General features: G+C 44.3%; 18 protein-coding genes and 6 pseudogenes. All 24 read right to left on the bottom strand.

Features of this window, described 5'->3' with window-relative positions; genetic code table 11:
- Nucleotides 1-375, bottom strand: a complete 375-nt coding sequence (locus RCG23_RS12875) for an ATP synthase subunit I (RefSeq protein WP_308176009.1) — start codon at nt 373-375, stop codon at nt 1-3.
- 6 nt (nt 376-381) lie between these two features.
- The gene (locus tag RCG23_RS12870; RefSeq protein ID WP_308176008.1) at nt 382-603 is read right to left on the bottom strand and encodes an AtpZ/AtpI family protein; all 222 of its coding nucleotides are present in this window, start codon (nt 601-603) and stop codon (nt 382-384) included.
- A 262-nt stretch (nt 604-865) separates the two neighbouring features.
- Nucleotides 866-2425 carry a S8 family serine peptidase gene (locus tag RCG23_RS12865; protein ID WP_308176007.1) on the bottom strand — a complete coding sequence of 520 codons (1560 nt, stop codon included), beginning with the start codon at nt 2423-2425 and terminating at the stop codon, nt 866-868.
- Complete coding sequence (locus RCG23_RS12860; RefSeq protein ID WP_308176006.1) at nt 2380-3201, bottom strand: S8 family serine peptidase; 822 nt, start codon at nt 3199-3201, stop codon at nt 2380-2382. Before RCG23_RS12860 ends, RCG23_RS12865 begins: the two co-directional genes overlap by 46 nt.
- Nucleotides 3202-3630: 429 nt before the next feature.
- Nucleotides 3631-4259 (bottom strand): annotated as a pseudogene (gene upp / locus RCG23_RS12855) (uracil phosphoribosyltransferase).
- A gap of 192 nt (nt 4260-4451) precedes the next feature.
- Nucleotides 4452-5692 (bottom strand): annotated as a pseudogene (gene glyA, locus RCG23_RS12850) (serine hydroxymethyltransferase).
- 177 nt (nt 5693-5869) lie between these two features.
- The gene (locus RCG23_RS12845; RefSeq protein WP_308176005.1) at nt 5870-6445 is read right to left on the bottom strand and encodes a TIGR01440 family protein; all 576 of its coding nucleotides are present in this window, start codon (nt 6443-6445) and stop codon (nt 5870-5872) included.
- A 36-nt stretch (nt 6446-6481) separates the two neighbouring features.
- Nucleotides 6482-6928, bottom strand: a complete 447-nt coding sequence (gene rpiB, locus RCG23_RS12840; protein WP_308176004.1) for a ribose 5-phosphate isomerase B — start codon at nt 6926-6928, stop codon at nt 6482-6484.
- Between the two features lie 971 nt (nt 6929-7899).
- Nucleotides 7900-9189 carry a methyl-accepting chemotaxis protein gene (locus RCG23_RS12835; RefSeq protein ID WP_308176003.1) on the bottom strand — a complete coding sequence of 430 codons (1290 nt, stop codon included), beginning with the start codon at nt 9187-9189 and terminating at the stop codon, nt 7900-7902.
- Between the two features lies 1 nt (nt 9190).
- Nucleotides 9191-9655 carry a low molecular weight protein arginine phosphatase gene (locus RCG23_RS12830; RefSeq protein WP_308176002.1) on the bottom strand — a complete coding sequence of 155 codons (465 nt, stop codon included), beginning with the start codon at nt 9653-9655 and terminating at the stop codon, nt 9191-9193.
- Between the two features lie 373 nt (nt 9656-10028).
- Nucleotides 10029-10582: pseudogene (locus tag RCG23_RS12825) on the bottom strand (manganese efflux pump MntP family protein).
- Nucleotides 10583-10768: 186 nt separating this feature from the next.
- A pseudogene (locus RCG23_RS12820) lies at nt 10769-11810 on the bottom strand (L-threonylcarbamoyladenylate synthase).
- A gap of 174 nt (nt 11811-11984) precedes the next feature.
- The gene (locus tag RCG23_RS12815; RefSeq protein WP_308176001.1) at nt 11985-12431 is read right to left on the bottom strand and encodes a GNAT family N-acetyltransferase; all 447 of its coding nucleotides are present in this window, start codon (nt 12429-12431) and stop codon (nt 11985-11987) included.
- Nucleotides 12432-12582: 151 nt separating this feature from the next.
- Nucleotides 12583-13035 (bottom strand): KGG domain-containing protein, encoded by a 453-nt coding sequence (locus tag RCG23_RS12810; protein WP_374049756.1) that lies wholly within the window; start codon nt 13033-13035, stop codon nt 12583-12585.
- Between the two features lie 313 nt (nt 13036-13348).
- Nucleotides 13349-14038 (bottom strand): stage II sporulation protein R, encoded by a 690-nt coding sequence (gene spoIIR / locus RCG23_RS12805; RefSeq protein ID WP_374049854.1) that lies wholly within the window; start codon nt 14036-14038, stop codon nt 13349-13351.
- A 320-nt stretch (nt 14039-14358) separates the two neighbouring features.
- Nucleotides 14359-15226, bottom strand: a pseudogene (gene prmC / locus RCG23_RS12800) (peptide chain release factor N(5)-glutamine methyltransferase).
- A complete protein-coding gene (gene prfA / locus RCG23_RS12795) occupies nt 15219-16292 on the bottom strand; it encodes a peptide chain release factor 1 (RefSeq protein WP_308176000.1) in 1074 nt (357 codons plus the stop codon). The pseudogene prmC and the gene prfA overlap by 8 nt, the downstream one beginning before the upstream one ends.
- Nucleotides 16293-17534: 1242 nt before the next feature.
- Entirely contained in the window at nt 17535-17963 is a 429-nt protein-coding gene (locus tag RCG23_RS12790) for a hypothetical protein (protein WP_308175999.1), read from the bottom strand.
- 102 nt (nt 17964-18065) lie between these two features.
- On the bottom strand, nt 18066-18686 hold the full coding sequence (locus tag RCG23_RS12785) for a thymidine kinase (RefSeq protein ID WP_308175998.1): 621 nt from the start codon (nt 18684-18686) through the stop codon (nt 18066-18068).
- Nucleotides 18687-18820: 134 nt separating this feature from the next.
- Entirely contained in the window at nt 18821-19033 is a 213-nt protein-coding gene (rpmE, locus tag RCG23_RS12780) for a 50S ribosomal protein L31 (protein WP_308175997.1), read from the bottom strand.
- Nucleotides 19034-19250: 217 nt separating this feature from the next.
- Nucleotides 19251-20531 carry a transcription termination factor Rho gene (gene rho, locus RCG23_RS12775; protein ID WP_308175996.1) on the bottom strand — a complete coding sequence of 427 codons (1281 nt, stop codon included), beginning with the start codon at nt 20529-20531 and terminating at the stop codon, nt 19251-19253.
- A gap of 401 nt (nt 20532-20932) precedes the next feature.
- A complete protein-coding gene (gene glpX / locus RCG23_RS12770) occupies nt 20933-21895 on the bottom strand; it encodes a class II fructose-bisphosphatase (RefSeq protein WP_308175995.1) in 963 nt (320 codons plus the stop codon).
- Between the two features lie 83 nt (nt 21896-21978).
- Nucleotides 21979-23266: pseudogene (locus tag RCG23_RS12765) on the bottom strand (UDP-N-acetylglucosamine 1-carboxyvinyltransferase).
- A 342-nt stretch (nt 23267-23608) separates the two neighbouring features.
- Complete coding sequence (gene fsa / locus RCG23_RS12760; RefSeq protein ID WP_308175994.1) at nt 23609-24259, bottom strand: fructose-6-phosphate aldolase; 651 nt, start codon at nt 24257-24259, stop codon at nt 23609-23611.
- Between the last annotated feature and the right edge of the window lie 49 nt (nt 24260-24308).

Here is a 24308-nt window from a genome sequence, read left to right as displayed (position 1 = left end):
TTATTTATGTACATGTAAAGATTGGTAAAAATAATCTATCATAATGACAATATATGATGTCATTAGTCCCAAAACTAAACCTCCGATACCGAATTCCTCCGGGTATCGCAATGCAATAATGACGGCGATTCCAGCCGTAGCCATCCTTGACAAAGAACCGAGTGACCGAACCTTCTTCCCTTGTGAAACCGCTTTTTCAAAGCTTTCCGTTTTTCTTACTAATAACCAGAGATTAAGAAAACTGAAGCAGGTTCCGAGGATTAAACCAGCAAAAATTGGTTTATAAGAAGTAAAGCCCCAGCCAAGAACATAAGCAGACAACAAAAAAAATACCAATCGCTGCTGTCGTTTGTACATTTTTCTGAATTCTGGCATGGTAGTTTATTCTCCTGAGTAGAAATGGCGGATTGATCGGAGCATGGAATATGTGCCTGCCGCTAACCCCAGCAACAATCCTATTATTAAGAAAATTGGCTCGGTATCCCAATGCCGATCCAGCCATCTGCCTAAGAAAATTCCTATGAGAATGGAGCCGACTAATTGGGAGACAATGGCTGACATTAGAGCCATCGCTTTAAATGGGTGGCGGTTATTTTGACGCATACAATCGCATCCTCACGTCAGAGAATGTGAACCGGGCAAGTGGCTGATAATAGACGATTTTCTTCTTCATGAGTAAGTGGTGTAACTAGCATGAATATTGTGAAAACCCTATCATCTTATGCCCTTTGTAAGCATACAATAGGGACTTGTCAATGTCAATCCATTTAGAGGTAAAATATTCACAAACAAATTATACCAGAGAAGGTATTCCTCAATATTAAATTTTCTGGGGGATGCCTGTAAAACATCCCCCGGATTCTCATTATGGCTCGCGATTTATTATTCGAATTTGTGTTTCAATATAATCTTCTCTCCCAGCTTTTTTTGCAAATACCTTCGCCAGATATGTCCCCTCCTCTGGAAGCCGGTCCACTTCTATTTCCTTTTGCACAATTCCCTTTTTCAGGTTCCTGCCTGAATCGAGAAATCCTTTAAAACGAAAATTCTGTGGGTCAAACAAAGCAATCCCAAACTGTTCGGCTCCGCCTGGAAGATAAACCTCATACCGGTAAGTCCCCGGTTTGTCCCCTTTGCCAAAATCAAAGCCCATCACTCTTGGGTAGTTAGGTTCATTCAGTACATAAATATAAGGAATGCTGACCGTTTCCGAATCGACATCCAACTCAATTCTTCCATCCTGGATCTTTTTCTTAAACAGATTGGGATCGACCGCCAGCACGATGGGCACGTTCTTCCTCTCGTTTGGCTTAAGTGTAAAAGAAAGCGGAAATTTCCACCGCAAGCCATCCGTTGCCTCGGGAATCCGAAATGAATAATGAAGTGTTTTTTCGCTTTTGTTTTCGATATTCAAGAGGACGGTGTGCCGGTCGCCCTGCTGCGAGCTTGTAAACCTGCCGAATCGGAGCGAGCTTGGCATCACGAGCGATTCCGCTCTCACAGCCTCCATGATCTGGATGCGTCCGGCTCCTTGTTCATACGTGCGGTATGGAGCATTTTCTGTTTTATAAATCGGCCTGGCGGTATTCATGAGTGCCGCTTTTATTTCTGCAGGCGTCCAATCCGGATGTGCCTGCTTGATCAGCGCGCATGCACCTGCAACATGCGGGGCAGCCATGCTTGTTCCCTGCAAAAACATATAGCCCCCCGGAATGGTGCTATTGATTGCCACTCCAGGCGCGACCACATCCGGCTTTATCTCCCATGTCCCCGTAACAGGTCCGCGCGAACTGAAAGTGGCAAGCCGGTCCTGTTCTTCGATGAGATTCACGCGAACTGAGCTGTTGCCTTTTTCTATCTGTCCTTTTAAAAGCAAACCAATTTCCTCCGGAAGTGAAGCGACCGGTATTCCCAGCGGTTTTTCAAGCGTTCCAATAAAACCGCCATTCATATTGTTATAAATAAGGACTGCCTTCGCTCCTGCATCCAGAGCGTTTTGTGCCTTTTTTGTAAACGTAATCCCCCCGCGCTTTATTAGCGCGATTTTATTTTTAACACTATGGAGATCTTCCTTCCTGCCAAGCCCTCCATCAGCTACATCAATCGATCGGTCGAGCTTCCATTCCTTTGAACCTGACATCGGCTCCAGTCTGATCGATTCCCGGTTTCCTTCTATTATTAATGTAGGAATCATCAACCTTGGTGTAGACGCCCCCACTGAAATGGCTTTCGAAGCCGTTCCCGGAGAGCCAACCGTCCACACATTCGGCCCTGAATTTCCGGAGGCGGCCACGGCGACAATTCCTTTATCGACTGCCTTATTAAGAGCAAGGCTAATTGGCAGGTCCGGCCCGTTTATCTCGTTGCCGAGCGACAGGTTTAATACATCGACATGATCCTTGATTGCCTGTTCAATCGCCGACAAAATTTGCTCTGTAGTGCCTGATCCTCCTGGCCGAGTGCCCGATAGGCAATAATTTTCGCATCGGGCGCCACACCGTTCATTTTTCCATTGGCCGCGATAATTCCCGCAACATGCGTACCATGAATCGTTGGTGCCCCATCCCTGCTCTGCGTTTCCATCGGGTCGGCATCGCCATCCACCAAATCATGTCCGCCCGCATAATTTCTCCTCAGGTCCGGATGGTTATAGTCAACACCCGTATCAATGACCCCAACGGTTACCCCTTTGCCGGTAAGGCGCTGATTTTTGCTGTCAAAATAACCCCTCGCCTCTTCACCGCCAATGATTGACACACTGTCTGTTGCCTCCGCCTGATAGGAATACGCCGGCGAAATCTTGATGACCTGCTTATTCTGTTCCAGCTTTTCGATAGATGCCGGCTTTCCTTTTACCGAAAAACCATAAAGTGCTTCACGAAAGATATGCCTAAGTGATAAATCCGGATACTCCGTCAGCATCTGTTTAATCTGAGCATCTGTTTTCGGCTCATCCAAAAGAACAATCGCAACTTGCTCACTGTCAGGGTTTTCCTCTGGAATCGGTGGAATGGAAAGTTTTTCACTATGCACAGTGACGCCAGTGCTTCGCTGAATGATTTGTTCCCCATCGCCGATTTTAGGAATCTTGATATTAATCTCCCTTGTTTCAATCAGCGGAACCTTTATCGAGGGTACTTGCGAATGAATTGAATTAGAGAGTGTAAGGGATAGCACTGAAAATAAAGCCAGATTTTTCATTGGAAGCCCCGCTTCTTTTTTCCATAGGTTTTTCCGGGAATTAGGAAAGTATGCAATTCCTTAATGTTTCATTGAAAAAACAGGCTGTGTGAAACGTAACACCCACTTTGTCTGAAGCTTATCTCGTGGAAATTGAAGGGTTTCTCGCGGGTTTTGTTGATATTCTCGCGTATTTTACCGATTATCTCGCCGGAATCGATGATTATCTCGCGGACTCTTACCTTACCTTTAGCCTTGATGGTACCCCGTTGCCGATTTTCTCGCGCGTTTTCTTTATATTGTCGCAGTTTTTCAGAAGAATCTCGCAGCCTTTACCAATAATCTCGCCAATTTAGTCAACTATCTCGCGCGTTTCCACCTTTATCTCGCGCATCAGCTTTTTGGTATAAAAAAAGCTGGCCATATTAACTCGGCCAGCTTCCTTATAATTTATTTCGTTCCAAACAATCTGTCGCCTGCATCACCAATGCCGGTACGATATAACCGTGGTCATTAAGCTTTTCGTCAAGAGCCGCGATATAAATATCAACGTCCGGGTGCGCATTTTTAACAGCTTCTACGCCTTCAGGGGCAGCGATCAAGCACATGAACTTAATATTTTTGCCGCCGCGCTTTTTCAAGGAGTTAATCGCTTCAATCGCAGAACCGCCCGTTGCAAGCATCGGATCCACTACAATGAAATCTCTTTCCTCCACGTCGCTTGGAAGCTTTACATAATATTCAACCGGCAATAATGTTTCAGGATCGCGATAAAGTCCGATATGGCCGACTTTTGCAGCAGGAATCAGCTTTAAAATTCCGTCAACCATTCCGATACCCGCGCGCAGGATCGGGATGATCCCGATTTTTTTACCGGAAAGAACATTAGATTTTGTCAAGCTGACAGGTGTTTCGATTTCGATTTCTTCAAGCGGCATATCCCTTGTGATTTCAAAAGCCATCAGTGTAGCCACTTCATCAACCAATTCACGGAATTCCTTTGTACCCGTGCTTTTATCCCTTATGTAAGTCAGTTTATGCTGAATGAGTGGATGATCAAAAACGTATACTTTTGCCACAACAATCGCCCCTTTAATTTAAATTCTGCAATCATCAACCAGATTCACCAGTTAATTTGCACCAAACACTTCGTCTAATTTTACAGAAAAACATTTCAGAGGGCAACTGCCAGAAAAAATCATATTTTTCCAAAAAAAGAAAAACGCAATCATATAAAAACCGGCCCTTTTTAGGCGGCTTCTTATTGAAATTTATAGTTCAGGATAAAGGGTAAATTTACCTGTCAATGCCTCTACACGCTTGCTTGCTTCTTCAAGCTTCGCATGATCCTCATGGTTTTTAAGTGTAAACGCAATGATTGAGGCAATTTCGTCCATATCTTCAAGGCCAAATCCGCGAGATGTTACGGCTGCCGTACCAATGCGGACTCCGCTTGTCACAAATGGGCTTTCCGGATCAAATGGAATCGTATTTTTGTTCACAGTAATACCGATCTCGTCCAATACTTTTTCCGCCACTTTCCCGGTTAAACCGAGCGTACGAAGATCTACCAGCAGAAGGTGGTTATCCGTACCGCCTGAAACCAGCTTCAAGCCTTCTTTTTCAAGCCCTTCAGCCAGGCGTTTCGCATTATCAATAATCTGTTGTGCATACTCCTTGAAGTTATCCTGGAGCGCCTCGCCAAAAGCAACGGCCTTTGCAGCGATCACATGCATAAGCGGGCCGCCCTGGATTCCAGGGAAGATGGACTTGTCGATTTTCTTTGCGAATTCTTCTTTACAAAGAATCATTCCGCCGCGTGGGCCGCGCAATGTTTTATGCGTTGTTGTTGTAACAAAGTCTGCATAAGGAACAGGACTTGGGTGAAGCCCGCCGCGACAAGACCTGCGATGTGAGCCATGTCAACCATTAAGTAAGCGCCGATTTCGTCAGCGATCTCACGGAATTTTTTAAAGTCAATTTCACGCGGATACGCACTTGCACCCGCTACAATCAGCTTTGGCTTATGCTGAAGCGCTTTTTCCCTCACATCATCATAGTTGATGCGGTGTGTCGTTTCATCCACGCCGTATTCCACGAAACGGTATTGCACGCCGCTGAAGTTTACCGGGCTGCCGTGTGTTAAGTCGCCGCCATGCGATAGGTTCATCCCAAGCACAGTATCTCCCGGCTCAAGAACGGTAAAATAAACCGCCATATTCGCCTGTGCACCTGAGTGGGGCTGTACATTCGCATGCTCCGCACCAAAGATTTGTTTCGCGCGGTCACGTGCAATATTCTCAGCTACGTCAACATATTCACAGCCGCCATAATAGCGCCTGCCTGGATAGCCTTCTGCGTATTTATTTGTCAAAACGGAGCCTTGGGCTTCCATTACTGCTTCGCTTACAAAGTTTTCCGAAGCGATTAATTCAATTTTCGTGCGCTGGCGATTTAATTCTTTTTCGATCGCCTGAAAAAGCTGTTCGTCTTGTTGGGCTAAATGCTTCATGTTCCATCCCCCTTAGAATCCTGGCTGTATGTAAAATTAAGAAAATTCCTATTATATTTTATCATGCTTTTGCAAAAAAAAGAAAGAAACTTGTATCCGCTTTCACACTGACTGATTTACTGGATCATTATTCCAAAAATAGGCGGACCCTGGCTCGCAGCTAAAGTCCGCACTAGCTTAATGGCAGGCTTTATTTTCCTCTGTTCTTTCATAAACAGCTCGGGCTCCGCCAATCAGCTTTGGCCTTGTCTTAGCAAGCGTCACATGTGCGCCCCCGACATTTTTCTGTTTTATCCGGACAGGAACAGCGACATGCTTCAAGTGCATGCCAATGAACGTATCACCAATATCGATGCCGGCATCTGCTTTGATGAACTCTACCATAACTGGATTCTCCAGCTGATCAAAGGCATAGGTCGCCATCGCGCCGCCTGCCGTACGGACAGGAACAACAGATACTTGGTCAAGATTCCTTGCGTCGGCATCCTGTTGTTCAATGACAAGCGCCCGGTTCAAGTGTTCACAGCATTGGAATGCAAGCCGGATACCTGTTTCATCCTGGAGTTTTTTCAGCTGGCGGAAAATCATTCCGGCCACATCGAAGGTTCCGGCGGTACCGATTTTTTCACCCATTACCTCACTCGTACTGCAGCCAACGACGAGCAATGAACCTGGCCTGAAAGCAGCCTGCTCTTTAAACTGGCTGATGACGGCTGAAAATTCCTGTTCCCATTTTTCAATCGTTTCTGTCATGGAAGCACACCCTTTCAAAATTGGAGTGGTGTTCGATTAAAGATGCTTATTTTCGTAGTCTGAAATCTTTCCAATTCGGTTTGCGTGGCGGCCGCCTTCGTATTCGCCGGTCAGCCAGATTTGTGCAATATCTCTCGCAAGTCCCGGTCCGATGACCCGCTCACCCATCGCTAAAATATTGCTGTCATTGTGCTGGCGCGTTGCCTTTGCACTGAATGTATCATGCACGAGCGCACAGCGGATGCCTTTTACTTTATTAGCCGCAATGCTCATTCCAATGCCGGTTCCGCAAATCAAGATGCCGCGGTCGAATTCACCGTTTGCCACCTTTTCAGCAACTGGCAGCGCATAATCCGGGTAATCTACAGACGTACTGCAATCACAGCCAAAATCTTCGTATTCAATTCCCAATTCATCCATTAAACTCGCGATTTCTTTTCTGATATTAATTCCGCCATGGTCTGAAGCCAATGCTACCTTCATCCGCTGAACCTCCTATAATTTTTCAAAGATAAACTTTTTAAAAAATCACTTATATGTCCCACTTTATTTTGACACAATCCATGAAATTTATAAAGGTATACGAATAGCGGAAGCGTCCGTTTAGCAACGTATGGACCGGACCGCACCTAATTTATTTGCGACTCTAAGCTAAGGGGCGACAAGTATAAAACGAGACGACGAGGAGGTTTTGTCTAATAGAGCTCTTTTATTAGACATTTACACTGCTCATACCCAAGGTTTTGTCCAATAGAACCCTCCTATTAGACACTTTCACCGTCCATGTCCAAGGTTGTGTCCAATTGGCCCCTTTTATTAGACATTTTCTCCACTCATGTCCAAGGTTTTGTCTAATAGGGACCTCTATTAGACATTTTCACCGATCATGTCCATGGTTTTGTCCAATAGGACCCTCTTATTAGACATTTTCACTGCTCATACCCAAGGTTTTGTCCAATAGGGCCCTCTTATTAGACATTTTCTCCGCTCATGTCCAAGGTTTTGTCCAATAGGGACCTCTTATTAGACATTTTCACCGATCATGTCCAATTTTTTGTCCAATAGGACCCTCTTATTAGACATTTTCTCCACTCATACCCAAGGTTTTGTCCAATAGGACCCTCTTATTAGACATTTTCTCCGCTCATGTCCAAGGTTTTGTCCAATAGAGGTCATTTATTTTTGTTCTATAGAGAAATAGAGTATAAAAAGTTCATCAAATAGATTGCGTCCTCCAAAGTAGTAATGATTTTGACCCGGCATTTGGCATGGGCTTTTTATTGTACAACAAGTATTTTTCATATCTTCAGGCTGTCATATAGCACACCCAAAAGACTAAACATCCTTTATTCAATAAGAAAATGACGTATGCATATCCATACGTCATTTTTATTGGCCTTTGAATTGTTAAGCACCTCATACCCGATATTCACATCGAAGAGAGCCCAAATTTATTATAATTTAAACCTTGTAATGGTTTCTTTAAGCTTGGCGGCCTGTTCCTTTAGGTCCATCGCTAGCTGTTCGACGCCTTCAATGACGCCCGCCTGTTCCATTGTGGCAGATGCTACTTCCTGCGCACCTGCAGATGTTTCCTCAGCAATCGCAGCAACCTCCTGCGATTGTGTTGCCGTATGGCGGATGCTGTCCATCTGACGGTCGACGAGCACAGTAATGGATTGGACCATACCGGCCATATCATTTATGGTTTCTGTCATTTCTTCAATTGCTTCATTCGTCTTTGTACCTTTTTTTGCTTCTTCGTTGGCTGTATCAACCTGGACCGCAATCTGTTTTACAACATTTTGAACCTCAGATTGAATGTTTTTGATAAGCTCGGAAATTCCCTGAACCGCTTTCCCACTTTCATCCGCAAGCTTACGGACTTCCTCCGCGACCACGGCAAAGCCCTTTCCATGTTCGCCAGCGCGGGCAGCTTCAATCGATGCATTCAGTGCAAGCAGATTTGTCTGGGAGGCAATTTGTCCAACAAGCTGGATAATTTGTTCGACTTTAGCTGCATTTTCTTCTAGATGCTTGACCGTTTTCAAAGATGTACGATTGTCCTGTGCAAGAAGCTCTATTCCTGAAACAAGGGATTGAATGACTTCTCTCGAAACGTGCAGCTCCTCCACCAATTCCTTTGAAATCGTTTCGGCATTTTGGGCTTTCTCCTGCACTTCTTCAGCTATTTTAATCACTTCTTCCACCGATTCAACTGTTGTTTGGATTGAAGCTGCTGAATTATCGGCACCCAAAGATATTTCACTGATTGTTCTCGAAATGCTTTCCGCCTGCTGGGAAGCGCATCCTGATCGATCCGAAATGTTAATCACCTTATCATTTGTTTCAATGAAGTTCTCATCGATTTTATAGACCATATCCCTAATGCTGCCCAGCATATGATTAAATGCCTCGCCAAGTGATCGTATTTCATCATCAGATTTAGAAAGAACTACATCCTCACTGATGTCTCCTTCGGCCGCTTTTAAAGCAACTGTTTGAAGACGTTGAAGCGGTTTCACAATGAAGCGTGCTGCAAAAAAGGCTAACACACCTGACCACATAATCCCTAAAGCCAGCGTAATGACAATAAAGAGCATTTGGCTGATGCTTCCCTTTACATACGGATATACAACTTCAATAAAAACAGCACTAGTCGTATAAGTAATAAGCGCAAGAATCGTCGTAAAAAACACCAGCTTCTTTCTTAATCCAAACTTGTACTTCCTTTTCTCCTTCATCTTAGTCCCCCTGATGTGATTGTTTTTCTTTATAGATTCGATCAATCGCCAGGTCGATTAAGGATTCAAGCTCCTGATAGGTGCTGCGGTATATTCCTAAATCTCCACCGAAAGGATCGATTACATCTGCATTCACTTTTTCCCCAATAAATTCTTTTAGAGTAAACGTCTTGCCAGCAGCCTCCGGATAACTGTGAAGCAGTGCCGCCTTATGTGACACCGTCATCGTTAAAATGATTGATGCCCAGTTCATCAGCTCTTCCGTAACAGAATTCGAACGGTGTTCATGCTGGATCGCATTTTCCTTCCATACCTGCTTGGCGTTCGCTGAGGCATCACTTCCATTTACAGCATAAACTCCCGCAGACTTCACTTCTATTCCCGCTATGTTCTTATTTTTCAAAATTACTTCCGCCATCGGACTTCGGCACGTATTACCTGTACAAACAAACAAAACACGTTGCATAGTGGTCTGCCTCCTTTTTATACATTATAAGACATATTCCGCATATTCCAATACGTGGATATTAACGTTTTTTGAAAAGAGATGCAGGACCATATCTTTAATATCGAACAGAACTGCTGTTTAGTTTAGATTTTTTTTAAAATTTCAGCAAAATTCGACTTTCACAATTATACTCATACTAACTCTATGTATTTACCAACCTATTTTCATGATTTACCGAACCAATTTATAAAAATACCCACCTCTTTTTTAAAAATACCGACCGATGCGACGAAGATACCGACAAGCCCCTGCCAAATGACCTCCCACCTCAATCATCTTCTAAAGCAAAAAAGCCATTCCCCACGGAACAGCTTTCCCGGTATTTTTCCATTCAAAAAGGAAGCAGCAGCTTTAAGCCGAACGCGAGGAGAATGCTTCCGCCCAGTGCTTCGCTATATGATCCAAGCCAGCCTTGCACTTTTTTTCCCGCCAATAAGCCGGCCATGTCAAAATGGTAGCGGCAATTCCGAAGCAGAAAATCGTCATGACTGTCCTTGCTCCGTATATCCCCAGTGTCAGTCCGACAGAAAAGCTGTCGAGGCTGACGCTCAACGCAAAAATCAGCAACCCAAATCCGACTGGCGTGATGACACTTGCTTCCTCTTTTTTAAGGCTCGACCAGATCATCTGAATTCCAAGAAGGATGAGAAGCAGCCCGCCAAGATAGCCGGCAAAGGTACCGAATTTTTCCGATAAAAATTTCCCTGCCATCATTCCCAGCAGGGGCATCCAGACATGGAACAACCCGATAGTGAGGCCAATCTTAAATATTTGCCTGAGCCTCAGCTTATACATTCCCATCCCCAGGCGAACCGAAAATGCATCCATTCCTAATGCAAACGCCATTAATAATAGCGTGAATAATTCCCCTAGCACTGCTGACATTCGATTCTCGCCCCCTTGGACTTGCTAATTCAGCTTATGCTCGTCTGAATTGATTTAGAAGCCCAATTGGATAAAAGTCACCAGCTGCCCTTTCCTGGTATTAAAACGCATGGCTCAAGTATCTTAAACGGATTACTTTTAAAAAAACCGGCACCTCCCGAAAGGAAGTGCCTGCCATTATTCAACTTATTCACTTATTACTTTATTGCCCGCTGCCTTCAACAGACGGTTCATAATTGCATGCCCAACACCACTGGACGGAAACATTTCACTGTAAATCACATCGACATTTTCATCATTAAAGGCGCGGAGCGTTTCGTATAATGAGCTGGCAACCGTCTCCAACGCTTCTCTTCTCCCGCAGGCCAATACCACGTCAGCCTGGATGTCTGTCCGGTATTCTTCTGTAGTCAATACACCGACCCGCAAGCCCTCGCTTCTTTTCTCATCAATGAGCGCCTGTAAGAAGTTCTTACTCCCCTTCACTAAATAGAGCGGAGCATTCGGAGAATAGTGGCGGTATTTCATGCCGGGAGACTTCGGCCGCATTTCTTCATTAAGAAGCGCCGGATCAGTTTCAACCTCACCGACCACTTCTTCAAGCTGTTCCTTGGTGATGCCGCCTGGCCTTAAGATGACCGGAATGGATTCCGTACAATCGACCACAGTTGATTCGACTCCTACCCCTGTTCGCCCGCCGTCAATAATCCCGGCAATTTTTCCATTCAAGTCGTCCATAACATGCTTGGCCGTTGTCGGGCTTGGCTTTCCCGAACTGTTTGCACTTGGTGCTGCTATCGGCAGACCGCATTTTTTCAAAATAGCCAGTGCAACCGGGTGGTCAGGCATCCGGACGGCAATCGTCGCAAGTCCAGCTGTCGCTTTGTCTGACAAGATGCCTTCCTTCTTTTTAAAAATAATAGTAAGCGGGCAGGCAGAATCGGTCCATTAATATGGATGCTTTTTCAGGGATTTCCTCTACGAAACGAGCCAGTTGTTCCCTCTCCGCAATATGGATAATCAACGGATTGTCACTCGGCCTGCCCTTTGCTTCAAAAATTTTCCTGACCGCCTCATCGCTTTCTGCATTTCCTCCCAGCCCGTAAACGGTTTCAGTCGGTAATGCCACGACTTCATTTTGGGATAGAAGAGCAGACGCATTTTCTATTTGTGGATTATTTAATAAATTATCCACAGAATTATCCACTGACCAAATGTTTGTCTTCATATTTATCCACCTTTATTTCAAACGTAAAAAAATTATTTTAGGCATATAAAATCGCTTATTTTTCACTTAGTACGTTTGAAAGTATAAAAGAAGGATGCTTTAAAAACAAGCTTTATCCACAAATTGTGTATAACTAATTAGAAAATGTGGATAATTTTGTGGATATACCCACAATCAAAGTGAAAATTTTAAAAATATTGAGTTATCCACATTAAAAATATGCTGAATATGTTTAGATTCAAAAAACTTTTCCGGCAAATCGTCTATTTCAGTCTCCTTAAAACCGAGCACATGAAAAAAGTCGAGAGCCTGGATTTTATTTGTAGCTAAAAATACCCGTGAAAGTTTTTTATTTTTAGCCAGAACCATCATTTGTTCAAATAAAAGGATAATGTCTCTTTCCCCTAAATCAGGTGTAATCGCAAGGGAACGCAAAAGGCCGTCCTCGCCGAGGGCTTCAATGCCGAGAAGACCTTTAATTTCGCCACTACTATTTTCCATCAATAAAAAATAAGGAAGCACCTCTTCTGAAAGCCCCTCCGTACCCAATCCTGCTTTCGTTAAAAAATCTATTACTCTCGCAAAATCTCTTTCTTCCCCACTTCGAATCAATGCCTGCATTTCCATTCCTCCCCGTTTGCTATTTCTACTTCTATTAATATGAAGATTTACTAGAAGTAGAACCTGCAAAAAAGAAAATCAAAGAGCAAAAAAAAGACAGCATCCGTGGCTGCCCTGGGTTAGGAAGGTCACATACCGTTATACTGCGGGATCAATCGTTTCTACGATTTCTCGATTCCCCGCCCTTTTCACCAATTTCTTCATAGAATCCATCGCCGTGTTTATCGCGCGTGGCTTCGCCGCCTTTACGCCCGATTTCCTGATAGAATTCCTTATCATGTTTTTCAGATGTTGTTTCTCCACCTTTGCGGCCAATTTCCTGATAAAAATCCTTATCATGGTTCTCAGCTGTAGCTTCGCCACCCTTACGACCAATTTCCTGATAGAATTCCTTATCATGTTTTTTGGATGTCGATTCCCCGCCTTTGCGCCCAATCTCCTGATAGAATTCCTTATCATGTTTTTGAGCTGTCGCTTTTCCGCCTTTGCGGCGTATTTCCTGATAGAATTCTCTGTCATGTTTCCGGCTTGTGGTTTCTCCGCCCTTACGTCCTCTTTCCTCGCGAGACATCTTATTGTTATTATTATCATCATTATTAGCCATTTAAGATCACTCCTTAGAAGATTTTTGACGTTACTCCCTATAAATATCCTCTTTAAGGAAATTAAAACCGTTGTAAGGGTTCTGTAATCGACTTGTACACCGAATGTAATATAATATGTAGACATTTCATAACTTTTGTAAAATTAAATCCGTTTAAGTTAGTTAAACATCTTTTTCCACATCTCGACCACAAAAAACTTCACTTCAACCGGTTTCTCGTCTTCTTCTGCGTAAACCTTGGAATGCTTATGGCCACTTTCCTTTTGCTCTGCTTTTTCTTGTACTTCCTGTTGAGCATATACCTTACTGCTTTCTACAGATGGTATATCAGTAACATTGCTGGAGCTTGCGGCGGCTCTTCATCGCTATCATTTCTCTGCTCCAACTGTGAAACCTCATCTTCCTGCTTACGATCAGAAATCTGTAGTTCTTGCTCTGGCTTTGCTTCCACTTGTTGATCTTTCCGCTCTGGCTTTGTTTCCTCGCGCTGTTCTTTCCGCTCTGGCTTTGTTTCCTCGCGCTGTGCCTTTTTTTCCCCATCAAATCCCTGGCTTACAGCTACTCCGCTTGAAAAATCAAGGAAGCAGAGCGGCGGGTAAAGCACGCACCACCAATTTGCCCCTTTCCCCTCTCCAAGTGTAATCAGGATGGCTTCATATTCTCCTGCGGGATAAAGGAATTCACCATACAGCTTAGTTGGAAACTGTACCTTGCCGAACTTTACGTTTACAGACTGATCAGAATGCTGCTGTTCCACTACACCTTCTGCAATTTGCTGGATTTCAGGAAGCTTGGAATGAATCAATTTCCTTGCTTCGTCAATGGAAGTGAGATCCTTTACCCAAACGGTGATATTCTCATTTACCTTGTCGCGTACCAGTCGTTTCAACGCCTGGTCTGAGCCACTATCACTATTTGCAAGGATTCTCAGCCTGATGGCTTCACCAGGAATCACAATTTCCTCCTTCGCAGCCACTTCATTTTTTGGTATATATAAACTCATTATTGTCCCTAATGATAGAATCACAAGATATGCCCATACAATCGTTTTACTTCTCAACACCGACACCGTCCCTTCACTAACTCATTGTGGACAAAATGCCAGAATCTTAAACTATTAAAAATAAAAAACTAGATTTCTTTTTGAAGAACTAGGCTCGTGACTCTTTTCACCGGGTTTTCAACCGAAATTTATGATTTATCAACCGTACAGAAACATTTATCAACCGGGTCCCAAAAATATCGACCGCACCCTTTTAAACACCCGCTAAAAACCCTTTTTAGCAAGCATAAAAAAGAACCCCGAAATGAATCCGAGGTTCTTTATCCTGCAGAGGACAGATCGGCAAATACCATCCGGTCCTTTCCATTTATATCATTTATAATATCCACTTTCGCATGTGGGAATGTATTTGACAGCAATTCAGCGACCGCTTCACCCTGGCCGGCACCGATTTCAAACCCAACAAATGCATCGGGCTTTAAAACAAGCGGCAGCTCCTTCATGAACCTTCTGTAAAAATCAAGCCCATCCTCACCCGCAAATAGTGCACGATGCGGCTCATGCTCCGTTACGACCTCAGACATACCCGTCATATCGCCGATCGGAATATAAGGGGGATTCGAAAGGACGAGATCAAACAACACACCTTTTTCGATGAAAGGCTGAAGCAAATCTCCCTGGACAAAATTGATTTCAGCACCAAGCCGGTCTGCATTTTCTTTTGCCAGCTCCAGAGAATCAGGAGCGATATCCGATGCCAGCACCTTTAACTGCGGACATTCAAGCTTCATCGTTACGGCGATTGCACCACTGCCCGTCCCGACATCCACCATCGTCAACTCCTGGCGGGATCCGAACTTTTCCTCGATACGCCTGATCGACTCCATAATCAGCTCTTCCGTTTCCGGCCTTGGAATCAGGACAGATTCATTGACATGAAAAAGCCTGCCATAAAACTCTTCATGTCCGATGATATACTGTACCGGCTTTCCGGCAGCATGGTCGTGGACCGATTTTTCGAAAGCCTCTATTGTCCCAGGTTCAAGTTCATCTCTAAGGCTTGCCAACAGCATGGACCGGCTCATTCCCGTAAAATGGCGCAGCAGCAATTCTCCCGCATGTTCCTCCCGATTGGCCGCTTTTAAAAGAAGAAGCCCAGTTGAGGGCTTCGTACACTTTTTTACTCATTGGACGCATTCTCAAGTCTTTCTGATTGATCTGTTACGATCAATGCATCGATGATTTCATCCAGCTTTCCTTCAAGAATCTGGTCGAGCTTTTGGATCGTTAAGCCGATACGGTGGTCGGTTACACGATTTTGCGGGAAGTTGTAAGTACGAATCCGTTCAGAACGGTCACCTGTACCAACAGCAGATTTACGCACCTGATCGTATTCAGCCTGAGCTTCCTGCTGGAATTTATCGTAAACGCGGGCACGCAATACCTTCATGGCTTTGTCCTTATTTTTGTGCTGGGATTTCTCATCCTGGATGGAAACGACAATCCCAGTTGGAATGTGGGTTAAACGAACCGCTGACATCGTCGTATTTACGCTTTGTCCGCCGGCGCCGCTTGATGCAAATGCGTCAAAACGGATATCTTTATCGTGGATTTCAACCTCAACATCCTCAGCTTCAGGCAAGCACACGACGGTTGCCGTGGAAGTGTGAATCCTGCCGCTTGATTCTGTTTCCGGAACGCGCTGAACACGGTGTGCCCCGTTCTCGAATTTCAATTTTGAATATGCTCCTGTACCTGTGATCATGAAGCTGATTTCCTTGAATCCGCCCAGTCCAGTGGCATTGGCATCAATGATTTCTGTTTTCCAGCCCTGCGCTTCTGCATAGCGGCTGTACATACGGTACAGAGTGCCAGCGAATAATGCAGCTTCATCACCGCCAGCCGCTCCGCGGATTTCAAAAATAACGTTCTTATCATCATTTGGATCCTTTGGAATGAGGAGGATTTTTAATTTCTCCTCTAGCTCTGCCACCTGGCTTTGAAGTTCGTTTACTTCTTCCTTCACCATCTCGCGCATCTCAGAATCCAATTTTTCTTCAAGCATCGCTTTGGCATCTGAAAGCTGTTCACGTACATCCTTGTATTCACGATACGCCATTACTGTATCGGATATATCTGATTGTTCCTTAGAAAATTCTCGCAGTTTTTTTGTATCATTCACAATTTCAGGATCGCTTAAAAGCTCATTTAACTTTTCATAACGATCTTCAACAGATTGAAGACGATCGAACACAGTTATTCACCTCAGTTTTTAGTCCATAACATTATAATTATAGTATAGGGGAAATGTACCGTCAAAACCAATTAAAGAGGAAATTTTTTATACAGCTGAGCTTTTATTAAAAAACAAGGCTGTTTTCTAAAGACTCTTATCGTAGACTTGGTTGTTTTTGTAATAATTTGTGCTCGCTTAGAAACGAATCAAGATTAATAGTGGTGTATTCAATGGTACTTGAATTGAATCAGAGCGGGATTCGGACAAGGTCGATCAAATCAAGGGTACTCGAGTCCGAATCAGAGCGGGATTCGGACAAGGTCGATCAAATCAAGGGTGCTCGAGTCCGAATCAGAGCGGGATTCGGACAGGGTTGATCAAATCAAGGGTACTCGAGTCCGAATAAGAGCGGGATTCGGACAAGGTCGATCAAATCAAGGGTACTCGAGTCCGAATCAGAGCGGGATTCGGACAGGGTTGATCAAATCAAGGGTACTCGAGTCCGAATCAGAGCGGGATTCGGACAGGATTGATCAAATCAAGGGTACTCGAGTCCGAATCGGAGCGGGATTCGGACAGGGTTGATCAAATCAAGGGTACTCGAGTCCGAATCGGAGCGGGATTCGGACAGGGTTGATCAAATTAAGGGTACTCGAGTCCGAATCGGAGCGGTATTCGGACAGGGTTGATCATATCAAAGGTAATCGAGTCCGAATCAGAGCGGTATTCGGACAGGGTTGATCATATCAAGGGTAACCGAGTCCGAATCAGAGCGGTATTCGGACAACGCTGATCAAATTAAAGGTAATCGAGTCCGAATCAGAGCGGTATTCGGACAACGCTGATCAAATTAAAGGTAATCGAGTCTGAATCAGAGGATTTCGGAACAAACTCTAATATTAGAATTTGTTCCGAAAACAACAATCCTTGCTAAAACAGCCTTTCTAAAAGATTGTTGTTTTGCAAATAGGTTTTTAAAAGCAAATCGTTGAAAAAGAAGTTGAGTGGAGCGGAAGGTGCGAGCTCCTCGAAAATGCTCACGCATCTCCTTCGTGCGGTGTTGATTCCAGGGAGATGATTCAACGTCCGGCGGGAGCAGCGGGACAGATGAGACCCCACAGGCGCTGTGCGCCGAGGAGGCTCACCGCCCGCCCCGCGGAAAGCGAGCATCCTGGAGTGGAAATCAACTACTCCTTAAATAGCAACAAAGTTTACGAAAACAGCCAAAAACAAAAAACATGCCCTGTAATTCAGAGCATGCTATCTTCTGTCTTCCTTCACTCTTACTTCAATATTATATCGCGGCAGTGCGTGAACGAGTTTGCGGTGCATGCGTGCTTCGGCATTGATTTTTTCCCTTTCAGTCAGCATACCCTTTTTATAGACGGTAACCCACATTCTATCTCCATTGATCCAAACGGCACCTGGAGTAAATTCCTTCGACATCGCTACTGTCCGCCGTGCCTGGTCCACATCTGTTTCTTGATTTGAATTGATTTCACTTCTTTCCGTGGTCCCTTTTAAGTTAAGGAAGTTGGGATTTTGGTCACCCATCCTCTGCCTACCATCCGGACGGTTGGACATGAATTGCGGATTTGTCTTATCTTTTTTCAGATCGTAGTTTGCATTATTATTGTTGCTGCAGCCGGCCAGATAAAGAGCCAGAATTACAATCATCCATTTTTTCATCCTATCCACCTCTACAAATAGCTTGCCCGATTTTTGAGAAGCGGTTCCAGAAAAATTTTTCCAAGAAAAATGCCGCAGCTAAAAGCAGCTACGGCATTTAAATCAATTATTATAAAGTTCAGCTTCCGCTTCCACCGAACGGCTTGGCGTTTTTGGAACCTCATGATGGTGGCGGCAGCGGGGCTCGTAGGCTTCTGATGCGCCAACCAAAATAATCGGATCATGATAGGAAGCAGGGCTTCCATTAATAAGGCGCTGCGTCCTGCTTGCTGGTGATCCGCAAACAGCACAAACGGCCTGAAGCTTTGTGACAAGCTCAGCCACTGCCATCAGGGCAGGCATTACACCGAAAGGTTCGCCGCGGAAGTCCTGGTCAAGGCCCGCTGCGATGACGCGATATCCGCTATCTGCCAGCTGCTGAATCACTTTTACGATTTGATCATCAAAAAATTGGACTTCATCAATTGCGATTACATCCACTTCAGCGTCAATATACTGCATAATATCAGTTGAATGGGCAATTGGCATTGCAATAAAAGAAGAGCCATTGTGGGAAACGACAGATTCCTTACTATAGCGATTGTCGATTTTCGGCTTAAATACAGCAATTTTCTGTTTTGCAAACTGTGCTCGTCTCACCCGACGGATTAATTCTTCCGATTTTCCGGAAAACATGCTGCCGCAGACGACCTCAACCCATCCGCTTTGTTTCATCACATACATAAAACGGCCTCTCCTTCCTTGCTAACCACAATAAAAATCTATATATAACCATTGCGATCGAATGGTTTATGTAAAAGGGTTTATTAAAAGTAAAAAACAGGCAAGGGATGATGATTCTTGCCTGTTTTGAGCGATTATTGTTGCTGTTGCTTAAGGCCGTATTTCTTGTTGAAACGGTCAACACGTCCGCCTGCTTCAGCGAATTTTTGGCGACCAGTATAGAATGGATGACATTCTGAACAAGTTTCAACGCGAATTTCGTTTTTAACTGAACCAGTTTCGAACGTGTTTCCGCATGCACAAGTCACCTTAACTAATTTATAATTTGGATGAATTCCTGCTTTCATTCTTTTCATCTCCTTCCGCCCTGAATCATTCGAAACAGAGTTATCGAATAATGCTTGTCTTTAAACAAACATTAAAATGGTAAAAACACACTGTACCTATTATAGCATGAATCCCGTTTTTTGCAAGCTGGGAATCACACCCTTTTGACACAATTTTAGGCGTTTAGAAAATACGAAATAATAACTATTTCAGAAAGACTTCACTTAAGAGCAAGCATTACTGCTGGCGGCTTGTGGAACGACTTCCCTTCATTTCTTCGCCAAGCACCGCAAAGAAATCTTCATTCGATTTCGTTTGCTTCAGTTTTCTCAAGAAACGTTCTGCAAAATCAGGGCTGTCCGACATGGATTTACGAATTGCCCATAATTTATCCAAGTGGTCCTTCGGAATGAGAAGCTCCTCCTTACGGGTACCGGAACGGCGGATATCCAATGCCGGGAAGATACGGCGTTCAGCAAGTGAACGGTCAAGATGAAGCTCCATGTTTCCTGTTCCCTTGAATTCCTCGTAAATCACATCGTCCATTCTCGAACCTGTATCCACAAGTGCCGTAGCCAAAATCGTCAAGCTTCCGCCTTCTTCAATATTCCTTGCAGCCCCGAAAAAGCGTTTAGGACGGTGGAAGGCAGCTGGGTCAATACCGCCTGATAGCGTGCGTCCACTTGGCGGAATGACAAGATTGTAGGCACGGGCAAGGCGTGTAATGCTATCCATCAGGATAACGACATCACGCTTATGCTCGACAAGGCGCATGGCACGGTCAAGGACAAGCTCTGCAACCTTGATATGGTTTTCAGGTACTTCATCAAATGTCGAGCTTACTACATCGCCGGCAACAGACCGTTCGATATCGGTTACTTCCTCAGGGCGTTCGTCGATCAGCAGGACAATCAGCTCAGCATCCGGATGGTTCTCGGTAATGCTGTTGGCAATTTCCTTGATGAGCATTGTTTTCCCCGCTTTTGGAGGAGCAACAATCAATCCACGCTGTCCAAAGCCGACAGGCGCAACCACGTCCATAATCCTTGTAGACAAATGTTTTGGAGTTGTTTCCAGCTTCATCTGCCTGTTTGGATATAAAGGTGTCAGGCCAGGGAAATGAACGCGCTCTTTCGCCGATTCAGGGTCATCGCCATTGACAGCTTCAACCTGAAGCAAGCCGTAATAACGCTCGTTTTCTTTTGGAGGACGAACCTTCCCTGAAACCTTGTCCCCATTCCGAAGATCAAAGCGGCGAATTTGAGAGGCAGAAATATAAATATCCTCTGAGCTTGGCGAGTAATTGATTGGACGGAGGAATCCGAAGCCTTCTGACTGGATGATTTCAAGTACTCCCTCCATGAAAAAGAAGCCCTGCTGCTCGGCGCGCCCTTTCAGGATGGCAAAAATTAATTCTTTTTTCGTTAATTTGCTGTAATAGGACACTTTATATTCACGTGCAAGCTCGTAAAGCTCCTTCAGCTTCATGTTTTCTAGACTAGATATTGTTAATTCCATTTGTACACCACACTTTAAAAGTTTGTTCCGTTTCTCCGATAATAGACAAACTAACCCTAGTAAAGGCAGCAATCTATTATTCAACTTATTCGGACTTCAAGAATGAAAGTATATGTCCATTTTGTTCGAAAAAATAAGAGTTGGAGGAATTGGAAAGTTAAGTCTTACTATTGCATTGAAGTTTTTTTAAGAAGAAAAGGAAATTAATGAAGTTTAAAAACAATTTCTATTTTACCCTGTTCTCAAAAAATTAATCAACTGATTTTTTCAGGAAGGAGCATCTGGAAGATGAACGGAGCTGTTTTAGGCAAACTAGCCGCCTTATTCTGAAAAGGATTTTGTACCCATACAACCCGGGATGCACCCGGGTGTAAGGGTTTGCAATTTAACATAAAAAATGATTATCGGATGACAAGATTTGGCTTCTTTTTCAAGCTGTGCTGTCCTTCAATGAATCGGACTGTGCCTGATTTCGCCCTCATGACAACAGAATGCGTTGAACCGTAGGATCCTTTGAACTGGACTCCCTTTAGCAATTCTCCATCTGTAACACCAGTAGCTGCAAAAATGGCATCGTCGCCCTTTACCAGGTCTTCCATGCGGAGGACACGGTTTACATCAAGGCCCATTTTGATGCAGCGTTCAAGCTCAGCATCATTTTGAGGCACTAATTTTCCGAGGATCTCTCCGCCAAGGCATTTTAGCGCAACTGCTGCAAGGACGCCTTCAGGAGCTCCGCCTGAACCAAAGAGGATATCAACACCGGTTTGGTCAAAAGCTGTATTTATCGCTCCTGCCACATCGCCATCGTTGATCAGTTTAATTCTCGCTCCCGCTTCGCGAAGCTGGGCAATGATATGCTCGTGGCGCTCGCGATTTAATACAGTGGCAACCACATCTTCAATATCCTTGTTTTTCGCACGTGCAACAGCCTTCAAATTATCAAGCACTGAAGCATTTAAGTCGATTTCACCGACAGCTTCCGGACCTACTGCTATTTTTTCCATATACATATCCGGCGCATGAAGCAGATTTCCATTGTCGGCAACCGCTAAAACAGCAAGGGCATTCCAGCCGCCAGATGCGACAATATTGGTTCCCTCAAGAGGATCAACCGCTACATCCAGACGCGGGCCATAGCCAGTTCCAAGTTTTTCTCCAATATACAGCATCGGCGCTTCATCCATTTCCCCTTCGCCGATCACGACTGTACCCTTCATCGGAATGGTATCGAAGACATCACGCATTGCGCTTGTCGCTGCGTCATCTGCCTCGTCTTTTTTTCCGCGGCCCATCCAGCGGGCAGAAGCGAGTGCAGCAGCCTCCGTCACGCGGACGAGCTCCATCGTTAAACTTCTTTCCATCTGTTTCTCCCCCATTCACCTCTAAAAACGTACTTATCTATTATAGCCTGAACATATAACCATTTGAAATCACAAAAATATGGTTACGTATTCTTCATCTGTTCGACTTCTTCTTTTGTCATTGATTCTCTCCAGACAGTTGCGCCAAGGCCATTCAATTTCTCCACCAGGTTGCTGTAGCCTCTGTCAATATGCTCAAGACCTGTGACTTCCGTAATGCCTTCTGCCATCAGCCCCGCAATGACTAATGCCGCACCTGCACGGAGGTCGCTTGCCTTCACTTTGGCACCCTGAAGCTGGACAGGTCCATTGATAATGGCGGAACGGCCCTCAACCTTTATGTTTGCATTCATTCTTCTTAATTCATCAATATGCTTAAATCGGGCACCATAAATCGTATCGGTGACGACGCTTGATCCTTCAGCCCTTGTCAGCAGAGATGTAAATGGCTGCTGTAGATCAGTAGGGAAACCAGGATAAACGAGGGTTTTAACATCCACGGCTTTAAATGACTTAGAGCCGGAAACATAAATCTGGTCATCACGAGCTTCTACTTGAACACCCATTTCACGAAGCTTAGCAATCAATGATTCCATATGGTGTGGAATTACATTATCAATCAGAACGCCTTCACCTACAGCTGCTCCCAAAATCATATAGGTTCCCGCTTCAATGCGGTCAGGGATAATCGTATGCTGGCATCCATGAAGCTGATCAACCCCATCAATCCGGATCACATCGGTACCTGCACCTTTAATTTTCGCGCCCATATTGGTTAAAAGTGTTGCAACATCGATAATCTCTGGCTCTTTAGCAGCATTCTCAATAATCGTCCGCCCTTTTGCCCTGACAGCCGCAAGCATGATATTAATGGTCGCTCCAACGCTGACGACATCGAGGTAAATTCTTGCTCCACGCAGCTCGTCCGCACGCAGGTAAATCGCTCCCTGTTCGTTTGTCACGCTTGCACCCAGTGCTTCGAAACCTTTAATGTGCTGGTCAATCGGCCTTGGACCAAGGTGGCATCCGCCAGGAAAGGCCGATTACCGCCTTTTTGAAACGTCCCAGCATAGCACCCATTAAATAATAGGAAGCACGCAATTTTTTAACTTTCCCGTTCGGAAGAGGCATCGAGATCATTGCCGAAGGGTCGACTGTCATATCATTATCTGATAGATTGACCGAACCGCCGATTTCCTCCAGCAAGTCTTTCAAAATTTCAACGTCTGAGATATCGGGCAATCCTTCAATCGTTACTGGCGAATCAGCTAAAATGGTAGCGGGGATTAATGCAACTGCACTATTTTTGGCACCGCTGATCCGTACTGTCCCTTTTAATGGATAACCGCCTGCAATCTTAAGCTTTTCCATTTTCGACTCCCTTCTAAGCCTTATGTCATTCATATCGGATTAAAATTTCTGATGTTACCTGCCTGCCGATAAGGGCTCCTTCTTGACCTTTTATTAGCTAATAAGAAAGTATAAACTTTCGAAGTTAATACTTTCTTATTGCGCATAAGGGCAACTACGCCTCTGTCTTCGCCCTAAAGGCTCGCCAATCGGCGAGTTTTCTTTATAGGGAATACCCTTACCAGAAAGGGGTCAGGCATATTTTTCCAACACAAAAAGGCAAAATCCGACAGTGTCTATTTATATAGTTTACACGAAAAAAAGATTTTCATGTATTGATAACAAAAAAAGTTGGAAAATATATTAGCTGTTTGTCCGGGAATTCCAGTCAGCCAAAAATGCTTCGATTCCTTTATCGGTCAGAGGGTGATGAAATAATGACAGAAGTACTTTATATGGAATGGTAGCAATATGCGCACCTCTTAATGCAGCTTCTGTTACATGCATAGGATGGCGAATGGATGCAGCGATAATTTCTGTTTCAAGTCCGTGAACAGCAAAAATTTCCGCAATCGTTGATACGAGGTCAAGACCGTTCTGGCCGATATCATCCAATCTGCCTAAGAATGGAGAAACATATGTGGCACCAGCTCTCGCTGCAAGCAAAGCCTGGTTGGCATTAAAAATCAGCGTTACATTCGTTTTGATGCCTTCCTTTGAAAAAGCATGAACGGCTTTCAATCCTTCAGGAGTCATCGGAACCTTGACTGTAATGTTTGGAGCAATCGCAGCCAATTCCCTTCCCTCTTTAATCATGCCTTCTGCATCAAGGGCGATTACTTCAGCACTGACAGAGCCAGGAACAAGTGCGGTGATTTCCTTTAAACGATCATGGAATGAAACATTTTTTTCTTTGGCGACAAGTGATGGATTGGTTGTAACTCCAGCTAATAAACCTAATGCATGGGCTTCACGGATTTCTTCAATATTTGCTGTATCAATAAAAAACTTCATATTAACCCTCCATTTTTAGACAAAATTTTCTGCCTTTTAAAAAAGAATT

The sequence above is a fragment of the Neobacillus sp. PS3-34 genome, from assembly GCF_030915465.1.
Taxonomy (GTDB): Bacteria; Bacillota; Bacilli; order Bacillales; family Cytobacillaceae; genus Neobacillus_A.
This window is presented reverse-complemented; position numbering and strand designations above follow the sequence as displayed.

Bases quoted from the DNA above. Each gene is read 5' to 3' on its own strand.
- RCG23_RS12875 (WP_308176009.1), bottom strand. From the start codon at position 375: ATGCCAGAATTCAGAAAAATGTACAAACGACAGCAGCGATTGGTATTT.
- RCG23_RS12870 (WP_308176008.1), bottom strand. From the start codon at position 603: ATGCGTCAAAATAACCGCCACCCATTTAAAGCGATGGCTCTAATGTCA.
- RCG23_RS12860 (WP_308176006.1), bottom strand. From the start codon at position 3,201: ATGAAAAATCTGGCTTTATTTTCAGTGCTATCCCTTACACTCTCTAAT.
- RCG23_RS12845 (WP_308176005.1), bottom strand. From the start codon at position 6,445: ATGACAGAAACGATTGAAAAATGGGAACAGGAATTTTCAGCCGTCATC.
- rpiB (WP_308176004.1), bottom strand. From the start codon at position 6,928: ATGAAGGTAGCATTGGCTTCAGACCATGGCGGAATTAATATCAGAAAA.
- RCG23_RS12835 (WP_308176003.1), bottom strand. From the start codon at position 9,189: ATGAAGGAGAAAAGGAAGTACAAGTTTGGATTAAGAAAGAAGCTGGTG.
- RCG23_RS12830 (WP_308176002.1), bottom strand. From the start codon at position 9,655: ATGCAACGTGTTTTGTTTGTTTGTACAGGTAATACGTGCCGAAGTCCG.
- RCG23_RS12815 (WP_308176001.1), bottom strand. From the start codon at position 12,431: ATGCAGGCATTGATTCGAAGTGGGGAAGAAAGAGATTTTGCGAGAGTA.
- RCG23_RS12810 (WP_374049756.1), bottom strand. From the start codon at position 13,035: ATGGCTAATAATGATGATAATAATAACAATAAGATGTCTCGCGAGGAA.
- spoIIR (WP_374049854.1), bottom strand. From the start codon at position 14,038: ATGAGTTTATATATACCAAAAAATGAAGTGGCTGCGAAGGAGGAAATT.
- RCG23_RS12790 (WP_308175999.1), bottom strand. From the start codon at position 17,963: ATGAAAAAATGGATGATTGTAATTCTGGCTCTTTATCTGGCCGGCTGC.
- RCG23_RS12785 (WP_308175998.1), bottom strand. From the start codon at position 18,686: ATGTATGTGATGAAACAAAGCGGATGGGTTGAGGTCGTCTGCGGCAGC.
- rpmE (WP_308175997.1), bottom strand. From the start codon at position 19,033: ATGAAAGCAGGAATTCATCCAAATTATAAATTAGTTAAGGTGACTTGT.
- rho (WP_308175996.1), bottom strand. From the start codon at position 20,531: ATGGAATTAACAATATCTAGTCTAGAAAACATGAAGCTGAAGGAGCTT.
- glpX (WP_308175995.1), bottom strand. From the start codon at position 21,895: ATGGAAAGAAGTTTAACGATGGAGCTCGTCCGCGTGACGGAGGCTGCT.
- fsa (WP_308175994.1), bottom strand. From the start codon at position 24,259: ATGAAGTTTTTTATTGATACAGCAAATATTGAAGAAATCCGTGAAGCC.